Origin of the sequence: Streptomyces sp. NPDC006739, from assembly GCF_042869815.1 — a bacterium.
Classification (GTDB): Bacteria; Actinomycetota; Actinomycetes; order Streptomycetales; family Streptomycetaceae; genus Streptomyces.
Genome location: NZ_JBIAGM010000016.1, coordinates 13,540 through 29,677, shown reverse-complemented (window position 1 = coordinate 29,677; position 16,138 = coordinate 13,540). Strand labels below are relative to the sequence as shown.

The window sequence follows — 16,138 nt, the reverse complement described above, 5'->3', positions numbered from 1 at the left end:
TCACCCCCGAGAAGCGCGGATAGATGTAAGGGGCCGCCGTCCTCCCCTGCGGTGAGAGCCCGGCCGGGCACTTCACCGGGCAGCACGACGAGACGCCCTCGTCGGGCCCATACCGTCGAAGCGAACGCAGTGAGGAGGTGGCGGCAGGGGGCCGTCACCGCACAGGAGGGGGCAGGTCCGTCATGGGGAACGCAGACGTGCGGGTGCGGGGTCTGGCCGCCCGCGCCGGCGGCTGGAGCGCCCGGCACCGCTGGGCGGCCGTCGGCATATGGGTGCTGTTCGTCGTCCTGGCGATGGGCCTCGGCTCGGCGGCGGGCCGGGTCGACGTCGACGAGAGCGACCAGCTCAAGGGGGAGACACACACCGCGGCGAGCATCATCCATGACGCGGGGATCAAGGAACCGGCCCGGGAGACGGTCCTGATCCAGTCCAGGGACGGCGCCGGCAGGGCGACGGACGCCGGGTTCAGGTCCGCCGTCGCGGATCTCGTCAAGGCCGTCGGCGCCACCGGCGAGGTCACGGACGTGACCTCGCCCTACGACACGCGGACCATCTCGAAGGACGGCCGCAGCGCGCTGGTGCGGTTCGACATGCGCGGTGACGCGAAGACCGCCACCGACCGGATCGAGCCGGTGCTGAACGCGGTCGCCGGGGTGCAGAAGGACCACGGGACGCTGCGGATCGAGGAGATCGGCGGCGCCAGCATGCAGAAGCAGTACAAGGACGCCTTCGGGAACGACTTCCAGCAGGCCGAGTACTCCGCCGTGCCGGTCGCCCTCGGCATCCTGCTGATCGCCTTCGGCGCGCTGGTGGCCGCGCTGCTGCCGGTGGGCCTGGCGATCACCGCGATCATGGCGACGATGGGACTGATGGGCGTCGTCAGTCATGTCCAGCCGATGAGCGACACCGCCAACTCGGTGATGCTGCTGGTCGGGATGGCCGTCGGCGTCGACTACTGCCTGTTCTACCTGCGCCGCGAGCGCGAGGAGCGGATCGCCGGACGGGACGCGGGAACCGCGCTGCGGATCGCCGCGGCGACCAGTGGCCGGGCGATCATCGTCTCCGGGGTCACCGTGTGCGTGGCGATGGCGGGCATGCTGTTCACCGGGCTCGCCACGTTCGAGGCGATGGGGCTGGCCTCGCTGATGGTCGTGGCGGTCGCCATGGTCGGTTCCGTGACCGTGCTGCCCGCGCTGCTGTCGCTGCTGGGCGAGCGGGTCGAGAAGGGCCGCATCCCGTTCCTGGGCCGGCGCCGTGCGCGCGGCAACGGCGAGAGCCGGTTCTGGACGGCCGTGCTGCGGGGCGTGCTGGCCAGGCCGGCGTTGTCGGTGGCCGTCGCGGTGGCCGGGCTGCTCGCCGTGGCCGCGCCCGCGCTGGGTATGAAGACCTCCCAGCTCACCCTGGACCAGGAGTTCGGCCACTCGCTGCCCATGGTGCAGACCTACAACCGGCTCAACGACGCCTTCCCGGGCGGCTCCGAACCGGCCGAGGTGGTCGTCAGGGCCAAGGACATCAACGCGCCCGACGTTCGCGACGCGCTCGCCGGGTTCAAGGAGGAGGCGGTCGCCTCGGGCGCCTCGCGCGGCCCGGTGGACATCGAGCTGCACGACGCGCAGAACGTCGCCCTGGTCTCCGTGCCGCTGGTCGGCGGCTCGGACATGGACCAGGCGGGCAGGAGTCTGCTGAAGCTGCGTGACCGGGTACGGCCCGACACCCTCGGCAGGGTCGACGGTGTGCAGGCGCCGATCACCGGGAACGTCGCGGGCAACCACGACTTCAACGACCAGCTGATGGGTTCCGTGGTCCCGGTCTTCGCGTTCGTGGTGGTCTTCGCCTTCCTGCTGATGCTGCTGTCGTTCCGCTCGCTGACCGTCGCGATCACCTCGATCCTGCTCAACCTGCTGTCGGTGGGCGCCGCCTACGGCATCCTCGTCGCCGTCTTCCAGCACGGCTGGGGTGCCTCTCTGGTGGGCGCGGAGGGGGTCGGCGCGATCGTCACCTGGCTGCCGCTGTTCCTCTTCGTGATCCTGTTCGGTCTGTCCATGGACTACCACGTGTTCGTGGTCTCCCGGATCCGTGAGGCACGGCTGCGCGGCCGCAGCACGCGGGACGCCATCCAGCACGGTGTGGTCACCACGGCCGGCGTCGTCACCAGCGCCGCGGTCATCATGGTCGCCGTGTTCGCGATCTTCGGCACGCTGTCCATGCAGTCCATGAAGCAGATGGGGGTGGGCCTCGCGGCGGCGGTGCTCATCGACGCGACGATCATCCGCGGGGTGTTGCTGCCCGCCGTGATGGCCCTGCTCGGCGAGCGCAACTGGTACCTGCCGAAGTGGCTGCACCGACTGCCCGACCTCACCCACGACGAGGCTCCGGAGCCGGCCGCCCCGGCGGTCCCCGACGAGGGCGAACGACTGCCCGTCTGACCGGCTGAGCACACCCGTGGGCCGTGGGCCCGCCGACGTCCCGGGGGGGCCGGCGGGCCCACGCGTGCGCGGTTCGTCCGGCCCTGCGACGCCGCCACCCCTGTTCGGCCACGGTCTCCGACCTGGGCGGATGCGAGACTGGCCGCACACACGGAAGCAGACGCGGAGCACGGAGGCGGACGATGGACGAGGCGCGGGCCCGGGGCGTACTGGCGGCGGCGGGTGTACTGCCCGGAGCGGCCCGGGACGCGCGCCTCCTCGCCCTGGGCGAGAACGCCGTGTTCGCCGCCGGTGACCTGGTCGTCAAGGTGGGCCGCGACGCCGAACTGCTGGACCGCGCCCGGCGCGAGCTGGACATCGCGGGCTGGCTGGCCGGGGCGGGCGTCCCGGCGGTGCGGGCGGCCGAGCCGGAGGCGCTGCTGGTCGACGGGCACCCGGTGACCGTGTGGCACCGGCTGCCGGATCCCGTACGGCCGGCCGGCCCAGGGGATCTGGCCGCCCTCCTGCGGATCGTCCATGCCCTTCCCTCCCCCTCCTTCTCCCTGCCGCCGCGCGAACTGCTGGCCGGTGTGGAGCGCTGGCTGCGGCTCGCCGGTGACGCGATCGATCCCGGGGACGCGGCCTATCTGCGCGAGCGCCGGGACGGGTTCGCGGCGGCCGCCGCCGCGCTGACGCCCCGTCTGGCGCCGGGCCCGATCCACGGCGACGCGCTGCCCCGCAATGTGCACATCGGCCCCGACGGCCCGGTCCTGGTCGACCTGGAGACCTTCGCCGCCGATCTGCGCGAGCACGACCTGGTGGTCATGGCCCTTTCCCGGGACCGCTACGGCCTGCCCGAGGAGGCCTACGTCTCCTTCACCGAGGCCTACGGCTGGGACGTGCGCGAATGGGAGGGCTGTGCGGTGCTGCGTGGCGCCCGGGAGACGGCCAGCTGCGCCTGGGTGGCCCAGCACGCCCCGGCCGACCCGAAGGCGCTGGCCGAGTTCCGCCGCCGGGTGGCATCACTGCGGGACGGCGACGAGACCGTGCGCTGGTATCCGTTCTGAGCCGGCGTCGGGGCGCGGCCCGCTCCGGCCCGTTCGCACCGACCGGCCCCTGCGGTTCGGTCCGCCGTGCCGGGCCGGGTCAGCCGGCGTAGGGCACGACGGGCCAGGCCGACTCGACGGTCGCCTTCGGGTCCGAGGTACGCCGCAGGTACTCCTGGAGCGACGCCGCCTGCTCGGCCGCCGCCCGTATCTGAAGGTGGTGCAGGTCCGCCGTCGCCAGCGCTCCTATGACCGCGTGTCTGACCCCCATGGACCGCGCGGCACGTGCCGCGGCCACCGCGTCCGCCACGGCGTTGTGCGCGTCGTCGAGCGTCACGCCGTAGTGGGCGCAGAGCGCCTGGAGATTGCGCGACCCCTTCCGGTACCGGTCCACGTGCTTGTCCAGGACCAAGGGGTCGATGACGGGCGACGGCGCTCCGCACAACCGGTCGCCCAGCGGCTTTATCCCGTGCCGTCGGCACTCGCGGTCGAGGAGCGAGAGGTCGTACCGCGCGTTCATCACCACCAGCGGGGTCCCCGAGTTCAACGTCTCGGCGACGGCCGAGGTGATCTCCTCGATCGCCGGCGCCGCCCGCATCCCGTGTGCGCGGGCGTGCTCGGTGGAGATGCCGTGGATGGCCGAGGCCTGCTGCGGGATCGGCACCCCGGGGTCCAGCAGCCACGTCCGGGGCTCCGGGAGCCGTCCGTCGGGGTCGACGGCCACCACCGCGGCGGTGACGATCCGGTCCCTCTCGATGTCGGTTCCCGTGGTCTCCAGGTCGAAGGCCACCAGCGGGCGGCTGGTCCAGCTCATCGCGGGGCCCCGCTCACACCGGCCTTCTGCGCGCCCGGATCCGCCGGCCACACCCGGCGTCCGGGCGGCCGTCCGCCCCTGACCTCTGTCTCCCCGTGACGGCCCATGAGCGGCCCCCCTTCCTGGTGGTGCTTTCCCCCGGTGATCTCTCAGTGGTTCCACCCTCGCACGCGCCACTGACAATCCGAGGTCCGCATTCCGCTTGCCCCTGGGGACAGTTCAGGACACAGGTCGCGAATCCGCCCAGGCCTGCTCGAACTCCTCCCGATATATCGGGAAGAGGCCTGCTTCGCCCATGTCGTCCGACTTGACCAGCCGACTGCCGCCCCGCAGCACCAGCACCGGCGACTCCATCCCCCGCGCGCCGCGCAGATAGGACTGCACCACGGCGACACCGTCGGCGCCGTCGCCGTCCACGAGGTAGGCGGTGCAGCGCGGCGTCTCGTCGTAGACCTGGATCTCGAAGGCGCCCGGATCGCGCAGCCGGGACCGCACCCGGCGCATGTGCAGGATGTTCATCTCGACCGAGCGGCTGAGTTCGCCCCGCTTCATCCCGAGTTCGCGTTCGCGGCGCTTGACCGCGCTGGAGGCCGGGTTGAGGAAGAGCAGCCGGATGCGGCAGCCGGTCTCGGCGAGGCGGACCAGACGCCGCCCGGAGAAGTTCTGCACCAGCAGGTTGAGACCGATGCCGATGGCGTCCAGGCGCCGGGCGCCGCCGAAGAGGTCCTCGGCCGGGAACTGCCGCATCAGACGCACCCGGTCGGGGTGCACGGCCACCACGTCCGCGTACCGGTCGCCGACCAGGTCCTCCACCGCGTCGACGGGCAGCCGGCGCGCCGAGGGCACGTCGCCACCGGCGCCGAGCATCTCCAGCAGCCGGGCCGAGGCCCGTTCGGCCTGGCCGAGGACGGCCTCGGACAGGGCCCGGTTGCGGGAGACCACGTTGCGGGTGACCTCGAGCTCGTCGAGGGCGAGTTCGACGTCGCGCCGTTCGTCGAAGTACGGCTCGAAGCAGGGCCAGTGCTGCACCATCAGCTCGCGCAGCTGGGGCAGGGTGAGGAAGCTGAGGACGTTGTCGTCGGCCGGGTCGAGCAGATAGCCCTTGCGGCGGCTGACCTCGCGTACGGCGACCGCGCGCTGCACCCACTCCTGTCCGGCTGGTCCGGCCGCCGCCACCACCCAGTCGTCGCCGTGGACGGGTTCGTAGACGGGCCGCAGGACGGCGGCCACGACCGCGCGCAGCCGCTGCTCGACCAGGTTCAGCCAGATGTAGGCCCGGCCGGCCCGCTGGGCGCGGACGCGCACCTCCAGCCAGGCGTCGGCGTCCCAGTCCAGTTCCGGCCCGATGGAACCCGCCGCGTCCATCGGCCGCGCCAGGGACACCGCGCCGGGCGGGACGTCCGTGGAGTTCCCCTCGTGACCCTCGTCACCAGGGGGCAGCTCCAGCCCTCCCGAGCCCACCCGTGCACCGCCTTCCGCTCCCCCGAGCCTTCCCCGTGCCAACGATCAAGGAAGGGTACTCCGGGAGTGGTCGGCGGTGCAGCCGGATGGACAGGTCGTTTTCTCAACTGCGTGGCTGCCAGTGGCCGTTCTGCCACGCCAGCTCGTCGGGAGTGAGCGGATTCATAGCGGTGACGTCGCGCGGGGCGATGGAGAATCCCTGCCAGTGCACCGGCATGGGCTGCTGGTCCTCGTCCCGGGCTATGTGGTGGAAGCCCACGTTCACCCAGACCACCGGGTGGGTGAGGGTCTGGCCGTTGACCCACTTGTCCACGGACCTGCCCGCTCCGGCCGGGCAGTTGCCCGTGTTGTTGCTCGCGAACTGTTCGCACGGGTCGTACTCGGTGAAGTAGATGTCGTGCTGGGTGAAGCCGCGCCCCGGGTACTTGGTGGTGGGGCCGGGGACGATCTCGTACGAGCGGGCGTGCCCGTCCTTGTTCCTGCCCGTGGCGCTGACCACCCGCCACCAGCGGTAGGTCCGGTAGTCGCCGGCGAGCTCCTTGGTGACGGTGGTGCGGGTGGTCTTGTTGGTCGGGGCCTCCTGGCCGTGCGCGGGGGCGCTGACGGACGAGTCGTACTGCTCGATCCGGTCCTTGGAGGAGCCGTCGAGGCCGAAGTCCAGCCGCCAGAAGACATTGTGGCTGTGGCTCGTGGCGTAGGCCTTCGCGCCCTTGCCGATGGGCCAGCCGCGTCCGTCGCCGGCGTCGTAGTCGTCGTAGGAGAGGCTGCCGGTGGCGCCGACGTTCATGCTGACGGTGCCGTCGTCCTGGAAGCGCCATTCGGTCATGTACTCGTACCAGCCGACCTGGTTGACCGTGTAGACGAGCAGGTCCTTGCCCTGGGCCTGGTAGACCTTGTTCGCGCTGTCGCCCTGCATGCGGTAGGCGTGGCCGCGCGAGCGGGTGGTGGTGCACAGGCCGTTGACGGTCGGGTGCTGCGGGTCCACGGCGTCGGGGACCTTGACGGACTTGATGGTGCCGCCGGGGCACTCGCCGGGCGCCAGGTTGACCAGCCCCTGGGCGAAGCCGAAGCCGGTCAGATCGTCGTACTCGACGCTGCCGTCGTCGTAGGGGACGTCGATCTGGGCGAGCCGGGCGCTGTTGAGCACCTTGATCGGTCCGGGTTCGCCCTTGGGCTGGTAGGAGACGTTGTCGAGGACGAGGCCGGCCTTGCTGTCGTAGCGCCAGCACATCCGCCAGGTGGTGCCGGTGGAGAGCTTCTGCTCGATCCGGTAGGCGGCGCTGCAGTCGGCGGCGGGGGCCGCGGCGGCCTTCGGCTGGGCGGCGGCCGGCCCCGCACCGGCCGTCGCGCCGGCGGCCAGCGCGGCCACGGTCAGGCCCACGGCCGCGCGGCTGCGGGCACGGCTCAGTCGGTTCACGCGCATGACGAGGTGACTCCCTTGCAGGAGGTGCAGGTTCGAGAACTGGACGGAGTGCGGCTCAGCGGCCGAGCTCGACGACCTTGCGGGCGCTCAGGTCGACGATCAGCGACCGGGCGTCGATCCAGGGGCCGTTCTTCACCTTCGGGAAGAGCCGTACGCAGCGGTGTTCGCCGCACCGGTCGAGGGCGGCGGGCTGGGCGCCGGGAGTGGCCCGGTAGACCGCGCCGTTGAGCAGCAGCTGGTCCGGGGCGGCGAGTTTGTGCCCGGTGGCGTCCTGGTAGTCGGCCTTCAGGCCCGCGCCCAGCGGGTCGGCGATCAGGAGCCTGGCCGCTTCGGCGTTCTCGGCCCGGCTCAGCGGCGGCTGGACGCCTTTTTGCCGGCCGGTCCGCTCGACCTTGCCGGTGTCCAGGTTGACGGTGGTCGTGACGAGTTCGTCCGTCCGGTAGTCGTAGAAGGTCGCCTCGGCCCGGCGCGGCGCGTTCGGGCCGTCCAGGTCGTCCGCGTCCGGGTCGGCGAGGTCGACGGTCAGGCGCTGCGGCCCGCGGTCGCCGTCGACACCCTTGCCGGTGGCGAGCATCCGCCGGTTCAGGGCGATCTTCTCGACCCGCTGGATCTCGTCGTCGGTCAGCGGGTCGGCGCCGTTGCCCTTCCTTCCCCCGGCCGGGGCCCGCTCGACCACGCCGGGCGCGGCCCCCTGACCGTCCCCCCGCGCGGCAAGCGATGCCGACCGGTCCGCGTCGCCGGTGCCGCCCGATTCGTCGGCCCCCGCCGTCGCCGGCAGGGTGACCGCGACCATCGCGGCGGTCCCGGCCACCGCGAGGGCCGTTCCGGCCACCACCTTGCCCAGGTGGCGGCGCACTATCTCGCGCACATCTTCCCCCCCTCCCCCTGTCCCCGGGAGTACGTTTTTGCCCCACGAGTTCGGCACACGCGTCCCCTGGGGGCGCCGGGTGCTCTGGTCGCTCCGTAAGAGGGACGTAAGTCACAGGTGGTTCCGTCACTTTCGGGGAGACTCGGGGCGAAGGCACCCCCAGTGACGCGGCACACCTGGAAGAGTCATATCCATGCAGGTCTGGCCTGGAGAGGCGTATCCGCTCGGCGCCACCTACGACGGCGCAGGGACCAACTTCGCGGTCTTCACCGAAGCCGCGGACCGAGTAGAGCTGTGTCTGTTGCACGACGACGGCTCGGAGACGGCGGTGGAACTGCGGGAGAGCGACGCGTTCGTCCGGCACGCGTACCTGCCGGGCGTCATGCCGGGACAGCGGTACGGGTTCCGGGTGCACGGTCCGTACGACCCCGCGCGCGGGCTGCGCTGCAACTCGGCGAAGCTGCTGCTCGACCCGTACGCGAAGGCGGTCAGCGGCACGGTCCGGTGGGGCGAGGAGGTGTACGGCTACCACTTCGGGGCGCCCGACAGCCGCAACGACCTGGACTCGGCGCCGCACACCATGACCTCGGTGGTGATCAACCCGTACTTCGACTGGGGCGACGACCGGCTGCCGCGCACCGAGTACCACCACACGGTGATCTACGAGGCCCATGTGAAGGGCCTGACCATGCGCCACCCGGGGCTCCCGGAGGAGCTGCGCGGCACCTACGCGGCGCTCGCCCACCCGGCGATCATCGAACACCTGACCGAGCTGGGGGTGACGGCGCTGGAGCTGATGCCGGTCCACCAGTTCGTCAACGACCACCGTCTGGTCGACATGGGCCTGAACAACTACTGGGGCTACAACACCATCGGCTTCTTCGCCCCGCACAACGCGTACGCCTCCTGGGGCGACCGCGGCCAGCAGGTCCTGGAGTTCAAGTCGGCGGTCCGGGCGCTGCACGAGGCCGGGATCGAGGTCATCCTCGACGTGGTCTACAACCACACCGCCGAGGGCAACCACCTGGGTCCGACGCTCTCCTTCCGGGGCCTCGACAACGCGTCGTACTACCGCCTCACCGACGACCCCCGCTACTACATGGACACCACGGGCACCGGGAACTCGCTGCTGATGCGGTCCCCGCACGTGTTGCAGCTGATCATGGACTCGCTGCGGTACTGGGTGACCGAGATGCACGTCGACGGGTTCCGCTTCGACCTGGCGGCCACCCTGGCCCGGCAGTTCCACGAGGTGGACCGGCTGTCCTCGTTCTTCGACCTGGTGCAGCAGGATCCGGTGGTCTCCCAGGTGAAGCTGATCGCCGAGCCCTGGGACGTGGGCGAGGGCGGCTACCAGGTGGGCAACTTCCCGCCGCTGTGGACCGAGTGGAACGGCAAGTACCGCGACACCGTACGGGACCTGTGGCGGGGCGAGCCGCGCGCGCTCGCGGAGTTCGCCTCCCGGCTGACCGGCTCCTCCGACCTCTACCAGGACGACGGCCGCCGCCCGCTGGCCTCGATCAACTTCGTCACCTGTCACGACGGTTTCACCCTGCACGACCTCGTGTCCTACAACGACAAGCACAACCGGGCCAACGGCGAGGACGACCGGGACGGCGAGAGCCACAACCGGTCCTGGAACTGCGGGGCCGAGGGCGAGAGCGACGACCCGGAGGTGCTCGCGCTGCGGGCGCGCCAGATGCGGAACTTCATCGCCACGCTGATGCTGTCCCAGGGTGTGCCGATGATCAGCCACGGGGACGAGTTCGCGCGCACCCAGGGCGGCAACAACAACGCCTACTGCCAGGACAACGAGCTGGCGTGGGTGGACTGGCCGCAGGGCGACGCCGGGCTGCTGGAGTTCACGCGCGCGATGGTGTGGCTGCGCCGGGACCACCCGGTCTTCCGGCGGCGCCGCTTCTTCCACGGGCGGCCGGTGGAGGGCACCCACGACGAGCTGTCCGACATCGCCTGGTTCACCCCGGAGGGCGGCGAGATGACACAGCGGGACTGGAACGCGGTGCCGGGGTCGGCGCTGACCGTGTTCCTCAACGGCAACGCCATCTCCGAGCCCGGCCCGCGCGGGGAGCGGATCAGCGACGACTCCTTCCTGCTGATGTTCAACGCCTCGCCGCGGCCGCTCGACTTCCTGGTGCCGGCCGACCACGGCCGGCAGTGGCAGGTGGTGGTCGACACGGCCCGTCCGGAGGGGGTGCCGCCGGGGACGGGGCCGAAGGTGCAGGCCGGCGAACGCCTCACCCTGCCGGACCGGAGCCTGACGGTGTTGCAGCGGCCCACCTAGGGTGCCCCTCGTGCGGCGGGGATGACACGAAATGCGGCGGGACGGGTACGTAGCTCTGCATGACATCAGAGCGACCCGGCCCGGTGGTGCCGACGGCCACCTACCGGCTGCAGCTGCAGCCCCAGTTCCCGTTCCCCGCCGCCGAGGCGGCCGTACCCTACCTGGCGTCGCTCGGCGTCTCGCACCTGCACCTGTCGCCCGTCCTGGAGGCCGTCCCGGGCTCCGCGCACGGCTACGACGTGGTGGACCACGCGCGCGTGCGCGAGGAGCTGGGCGGCGAGGAGGGGCTGCGCTCGCTCTCCCGCGCCGCTCGCGAGCACGGGCTGGGGCTGGTGGTGGACATCGTGCCGAACCACATGGCCATGGCCCCCCGGCACAACCGCGCGCTGTGGGAGGTGCTGCGGGAGGGCCCCAAGTCACCGTACGCGCGGTGGTTCGACATCGACTGGGACGCGCAGGGCGGCCGGCTGCTGCTGCCGGTGCTCGGCGGGCCGGTCGGGGCGGAGCTGGACCGTCTGGTGGTCGACGGCGACGTGCTGCGCTACCACGACCACGCCTTCCCGCTCCGCGAGGGCACCGAGGACCTGCCGCTGCCGCAGTTGCTGGACGCGCAGTGGTACCGCCCGGTGTGGTGGCGGCTGGCCCGCACCGAGCTGAACTACCGGCGGTTCTTCAGCATCTCGGAGCTGATCGGGGTGCGGGTCGAGGACCCGGAGGTGTTCGAGGCCACCCACGCCAAGATCCTCCAGCTGCTGCGGGAGGGCGTGGTCGACGGGCTGCGGATCGACCACCCGGACGGGCTCGCCGACCCCGACGACTACCTGCGCCGGCTGCACGAGGCGACCGGCGGCCGCTGGACGGTCGTCGAGAAGATCCTCGCCGACGGTGAGCGGCTGCCGGCCTCCTGGCCGGTCGCGGGCACCACCGGCTACGACGCCCTGCGGCACGTCGACGGCCTGTTCACGGACCCCGCGGGCGTCGGCGAACTGCTTCGGCTGTACCGGGCGTTCGCGGCCCCGCAGCCGGACCGGGGCGGGGACTGGGCGCCGACGGTGCGACGGGCGGCGTACAAGGTGCTCACCCATGAGCTGGCCGCCGAGACGGACCGGCTGACCCGGGTGGCCGCCCGCCTGTGTGCCGCCTCGCCCGACCTCTCCCTGCGCGACCGGGCCCCCTGGGCGCTGCGTACGGCCCTGGAGGAGCTGCTGGTGCGGCTGCGGGTGTACCGGCCGTACACCTCCGGTGACGTGGCCGCCGTGGTCACCGAGGAGGCCGCCGAGGAGGCCCGGCCGGCCTTCGTGGTGCCCGAGGAGGGCGAGGCGATCGACGTGGTGCGGCGGCTGCTGATCGGGAGGCCCGGCGAGGAGGAGGGGCCGGAGCACGCGGAGTTCCGGGCGCGGTTCGCGCAGACCGCGTCGGCGCTGCGGGCCAAGTCCGTGGAGGACACGGCGTTCTACCGTTATGTGCCGCTGCTGTCGGCGACGGAGGTGGGCGGCGAGCCGGGCAGTCCCGCCGTGTCGCCCGAGGCCTTCCACTCCTACTGCGCGCGCGTGCAGCGCGACTGGCCGGCCACCGGCACCGTCGTCACGACCCATGACACCAAGCGCAGCGCCGACGTCCGGGCCGCGCTGAACGTGCTGACGGAGTGCCCGGAGCCCTGGGCGGGGCTGCTCGCCCAGGTGACCGGGGCCGAGGCCACCGCCGTACCGGACGGGCAGTTGGCCTGGGCGGCCTGGCAGACCGTGTTCGGGCTCGGGCCGGCCGACCCGGAGCGGGTGCGGGGGGCGCTGCTGAAGCACGCGCGCGAGGCGGGCCTGTACACCAGCTGGACGGAGCAGGAGCCGCCGTACGAGGAGGCGCTGGCGTCCTTCGTGTCCGCCGGGCCGTGCGGAACGCCGGGCGCGCGGGTGGCCGCCTTCCGCACCGCGCTGGAGGCGCACATCCGGGCGAACGTCCTCGGTACCGCCCTGGTGCAGCTGACGATGCCGGGGGTGCCCGACGTGTACCAGGGCACGGAGGGCGAGTACCGGACGCTCGTCGACCCGGACAACCGGCGGCCGGTGTCCTTCCCGCCCGAGGCGCCGGGCGAGAAGGACGCGCTGACGTCGGCGGCGCTGCGGCTGCGCGCCCGGCGGCCCGGCGCCTTCGGGACCACGGCGGCGTACGCGCCCCTGTCCGCCGAAGGTCCGGCGGCGGCACACTGCCTGGCGTTCGCCCGGTCCGGTGAGGTGGTCACGGCGGTCACCCGGCTCTCGCTGCGGCTGGCGCAGAAGGGCGGCTGGGGCAGCACCCGGCTGCCGCTGCCCCCGGGGCGCTGGACGGACGTGCTGGCACCGGGGCGGGAGTACACCGGGCACGCGCGCGTGGCGGACCTCTTCGACGGGTCGCCGGTGGCGCTGCTGGAACGGGCCGGGGAGGCGGGCGGCCAGGACTGAGCGTGCCGTCCGGCGCGGGCGGGCCGGGCAGCGTCCGGGGAAGTGCGTCCGGGCGCCCCGGGGAGCCTCCCCCTCACTGTCCTTGACAGTTCACCTGACTCGTGCGGGACTGGGATGGCGAAGCCGGGCAGCGAAATCGGGGGTGAGTCTCCTGCCGGAGCCGCGTTACCCCAGCGTTCCCGAACTGGTCGCGTCCGCCCGCGCGCTGGCGGCCCAGGAGCCCGGGCTGTGCACCCTGCGTCAGGTGGGGGCTTCCCGGGCGGGCAGGCCGCTGCACCTGCTGTCCGTGGGGCACGCCCGCCGGGCGGTGCTGGTGGTCGCCGGCGCCCACGCCAACGAGCCGACCGGGGGCTCCACGCTCCGGGTCCTCGCCGAACGGGTGCTGGGCGAGCGGGAGTTACGGGCCGACACCTCCTGGCACTTCCTGCTCTGCGCGGACCCGGACGGGGCGAGCCTGCACGTGACCCCGGCCCCGCGCAGCCTGCTCGACTACCACCTCGGCTTCTACCGGCCGGCCGGACCCGAGCAGCCGGAGTGGTCGCCCTCGGTGCTGCCACCGGACCGGCTGCCGCCCGAGACACGGGCCCTGACCGGCGTGATCGACGAACTGCGCCCCTACCTCCAGGTGACTTTGCACGGCACGGATCTGGGCGGCAGCTGGGTGCAGCTGACCAAGGACGTGCCGGGACTCGCCGAGCCCTTCGCCAAGTCCGCGGCCCAGTTGCACATCCCGGTGGAGACGGGCGCCTCGGACGCCGCGGGCTGGCCCGCCTCGGGGCCCGGGGTGCACGTGATGCCGGGCCCCGAGTCGGGCGTCGCCTACCCGAGCATGCCGGACGACGCCCGGCACAGCACCTGGTACCACGCGCACCGGTACGGCGGTCTGACGGCGGTGGTGGAGGTGCCGATGTGGGCCAGCGACCTGGTGGACGATCCGGCCCCGCACCCGGCGCCGGCGGCGGCGATACGGCGGCTGGCGGGCCGGCTGCTGCGGGACTCGCTGCAGGTCGAACGGGTGCTCGCCGAGGCGCTGCCCCGGATGGACGGCCTGGACGGGCCGTTGCTGCGGGCCGCCCGGTGGGCCCTCGAACTGATACCGGGGCTTGCCGCGGACTGGGTCCACACCCCGCCGGCCGACACGACGATGGCGTACGTCGGCAGTGTGGACGCCTTCGGGCGGCGGCTGCCGCTGCGGGCGGCGGCGATGCTGCTGCGGGTGCTGCGGGAGGCGGACGACCGGGCGGCGCCCGCGCTCGAACAGCTCGTCGCCTCCTGGTGCGACGCCTTCGCGGAGCGTTTCCGCGCCCGCTGGGTGCCCCTGGAGCACCAGGTGGAGCACCAGTCCCGCACGGTGCTGGTGGCGGCGCAGCAGGCACGGGACCGGGCCGCGTGAGGCCTCGCGACCGCACTCCGGCCCGCTCCCCGTGGGCCCGGTCCGGTCAGCCGTGGGTCGGCTCCCGGTCAGCCGTCGAGGGTGAACACCGAGCCCGTGCGCGCCGCCATGACGCAGCTGTTGGCGAAGGTCTCCTGGTAGTCGACCGGCCGCCCCTGCCACTGCCCGTGTGCGCGGGCGGTCACCGGGGCGTAGAGCAGCGAGCAGACGGCGTCCTTCTTGACCGGGATCCTGCCGATGTCCCCGTCCGCCGCCGCCAGTTCCGCGCAGGCCTCGGCCGCGTGGCCGTGCTCCAGGGACGGGTCGCACAGCAGCAGCGTGCCGTGCGCGCCACCGGGCCGGCCGCCGGTGTGCGTGCCGGCGGTCCGCGCCTCGCCGCGGGTGACGGTGAGGTAGAGCCAGCTTCCGATGGGCCGGTCGGGTGGTGCGGCCTGGGCGGGGCCCGCGGGGAGGAGGGCGGCGGCCAGCAGGGCACCGGCGGCCGCTGTCGCTCTGGTGAGGTACGTCATTCCCCGTGCATCGGCACGGCGGCCCGCGTTCCCCACCCCGGCTCACCCGAACGGGAGCGCACACGCGTCCGTCCGTGCGCCAGGTCGAAGGCGCTGAGCACCACGCGCGCCTGGTACTCGGCCTGCCGGGCGACCGGGATCCAGCGCGCCTGGCAGCCGTCGCGGTAGTCCGCGCACCACCGGTCGATGAGCCGGTCCAGGTCGGGCAGGACGCCCGCCGGGTCGTGGCCGGTGTCGCGCACGAGCCGGTGCAGCAGTCCGGCGGTGCGCAGGGCCAGACGGCGTCCGGCGATGCGCAGGGCGGCCAGATGGGCGGTGCTGAGCGGCGGCAGCGGATGTGCGCCGGCGTCGTCGGTGTCGGGGTCCCAGGCGTCGGCGAGGCCGGGGCCGACCAGCAGGTAGTCGTCGACCGGCGCGAGCAGGCGGCCCGCGTCGGGGGCGGCGGCCAGGTGGGGCCGGATGCGGGCGAGGACGCCCTCCAGGAGCCGGGTGTCGTGGCGCAGCGCCCGGCTGACGGCGCGCAGCACCGCGTCCCGGTCGGCGGGCGGCGAGCCGTCCTGCACGGCCGCCACCCCCCACATGGGCGCCTCCACGACGGCGGTGACCGTGCCGTGCCGGCAGGGGTGGAACCAGGTGTTCTCGACGGCGGCCTCGGTGATGGCCGCCACCAGGTCGCCCCGGCGCGGCGGCGGGATGCGGTAGACGGCCGGGCCCACGGTGGGCCAGTACAGGGTGTCGTAGGCGCCGAGTTCGCGGGGGATGCCGAGGCGGGTCGCGGAGTGCGCGACGCGCTGGGCGAGGCCCGGCAGGTCGTGGGTCAGCTCGACGAAGCCGCCGCCGACGTCGACGCCGTGCAGCGAGCACTGCAGGAAGGGCCGCAGTTCGTCCTGGAGGCCGAGCAGGGCCCGGGTCTCCGGGAGGGCGGCGGCGTCCGCGCCGTCGGGCAGCCATTCGGGCTGTTCCAGGAAGCCGGGCCGGAAGAAGTTCCGGAAGTAGTGGTCGAGGGTGTAGGGCCCGGCGAGCCAGCCCTCGTTGCGCCGCGAGCCGTCGGGGTCGAGGCACAGGAGCAGGTTCCAGGTGGTGTCGGCGCCCTCGGTGAGCCGGGGGTCGGCCAGGGCGCGTTCGGCCAACCGGAGCGCGGTGGCGCCGCCCACGGGCTCGTTGGCGTGCGGTCCGGCGACCACGAGCGCCTGCCGGCTGCCGTGACCGACGGAAAGCAGCCACAGCGGGGTGCCCGCCCGTGAGGTGCCGACGCGGCGCAGTCGGGCGTCGCGGGGGTGCCGGGTGACCAGGGACGCCGCCCGGGCGGCCAGTTCGTCCACGGACGGGTAGCGCAGGAGTGGCGGCAGGACACACCTCCACGGATCACGGTGCCGTCGGCTCACCTGGCGCACAGGGGTACGCACAGTCAGTCACGACTCGAGGGGAACGTCAACACCGCCTCGGTCCGTCGGCTTTCGGCCGGCCGGGGGGCTCCGGACG

At 73.1% G+C, this 16,138-nt stretch carries 11 protein-coding genes; 5 read left to right on the top strand and 6 right to left on the bottom strand.

The features are described from left to right. The first annotated feature begins 182 nt into the window (after positions 1-182). On the top strand, positions 183-2,426 hold the full coding sequence (locus ACFYMM_RS28745; RefSeq protein WP_388391499.1) for an MMPL family transporter: 2,244 nt from the start codon (positions 183-185) through the stop codon (positions 2,424-2,426). 182 nt (positions 2,427-2,608) lie between these two features. Next, the gene (locus ACFYMM_RS28740; protein ID WP_388391497.1) at positions 2,609-3,472 is read left to right on the top strand and encodes a phosphotransferase enzyme family protein; all 864 of its coding nucleotides are present in this window, start codon (positions 2,609-2,611) and stop codon (positions 3,470-3,472) included. A 79-nt stretch (positions 3,473-3,551) separates the two neighbouring features. Here ACFYMM_RS28740 and ACFYMM_RS28735 read toward each other — a convergent pair whose 3' ends face one another. The 4 genes from ACFYMM_RS28735 to ACFYMM_RS28720 form a co-directional block, all read right to left on the bottom strand. Beyond that, a complete protein-coding gene (locus ACFYMM_RS28735; RefSeq protein WP_388391495.1) occupies positions 3,552-4,265 on the bottom strand; it encodes a 3'-5' exonuclease in 714 nt (237 codons plus the stop codon). 219 nt (positions 4,266-4,484) lie between these two features. After that, positions 4,485-5,726, bottom strand: coding sequence for an SAV2148 family HEPN domain-containing protein (locus ACFYMM_RS28730; RefSeq protein WP_388391493.1), 1,242 nt, complete (start codon positions 5,724-5,726; stop codon positions 4,485-4,487). Positions 5,727-5,829: 103 nt separating this feature from the next. Then, positions 5,830-7,149 (bottom strand): copper amine oxidase, encoded by a 1,320-nt coding sequence (locus tag ACFYMM_RS28725; RefSeq protein ID WP_388391491.1) that lies wholly within the window; start codon positions 7,147-7,149, stop codon positions 5,830-5,832. A gap of 55 nt (positions 7,150-7,204) precedes the next feature. Further along, the gene (locus ACFYMM_RS28720; RefSeq protein WP_388391489.1) at positions 7,205-8,017 is read right to left on the bottom strand and encodes a Tat pathway signal sequence domain protein; all 813 of its coding nucleotides are present in this window, start codon (positions 8,015-8,017) and stop codon (positions 7,205-7,207) included. 193 nt (positions 8,018-8,210) lie between these two features. Here ACFYMM_RS28720 and glgX point away from each other — a divergent pair, with 193 nt between their 5' ends. The 3 genes from glgX to ACFYMM_RS28705 all read left to right on the top strand — a co-directional run bounded on the left by glgX (position 8,211) and on the right by ACFYMM_RS28705 (position 14,147). Then, positions 8,211-10,319, top strand: coding sequence for a glycogen debranching protein GlgX (glgX, locus tag ACFYMM_RS28715; RefSeq protein WP_388391488.1), 2,109 nt, complete (start codon positions 8,211-8,213; stop codon positions 10,317-10,319). Positions 10,320-10,378: 59 nt separating this feature from the next. Beyond that, the gene (treY, locus tag ACFYMM_RS28710) at positions 10,379-12,754 is read left to right on the top strand and encodes a malto-oligosyltrehalose synthase (protein ID WP_388391486.1); all 2,376 of its coding nucleotides are present in this window, start codon (positions 10,379-10,381) and stop codon (positions 12,752-12,754) included. A 142-nt stretch (positions 12,755-12,896) separates the two neighbouring features. Next, complete coding sequence (locus tag ACFYMM_RS28705; protein WP_388391484.1) at positions 12,897-14,147, top strand: M14 family zinc carboxypeptidase; 1,251 nt, start codon at positions 12,897-12,899, stop codon at positions 14,145-14,147. Between the two features lie 68 nt (positions 14,148-14,215). Here the strand turns inward: ACFYMM_RS28705 and ACFYMM_RS28700 are convergent, their stop codons facing one another. Together ACFYMM_RS28700 and ACFYMM_RS28695 are read right to left on the bottom strand one after the other, a co-directional pair. Next, positions 14,216-14,656, bottom strand: coding sequence for an SSI family serine proteinase inhibitor (locus tag ACFYMM_RS28700; protein ID WP_388391482.1), 441 nt, complete (start codon positions 14,654-14,656; stop codon positions 14,216-14,218). Next, positions 14,653-15,978, bottom strand: a complete 1,326-nt coding sequence (locus ACFYMM_RS28695; RefSeq protein WP_388391777.1) for a M14 family zinc carboxypeptidase — start codon at positions 15,976-15,978, stop codon at positions 14,653-14,655. Before ACFYMM_RS28695 ends, ACFYMM_RS28700 begins: the two co-directional genes overlap by 4 nt. Positions 15,979-16,138 lie beyond the last annotated feature (160 nt).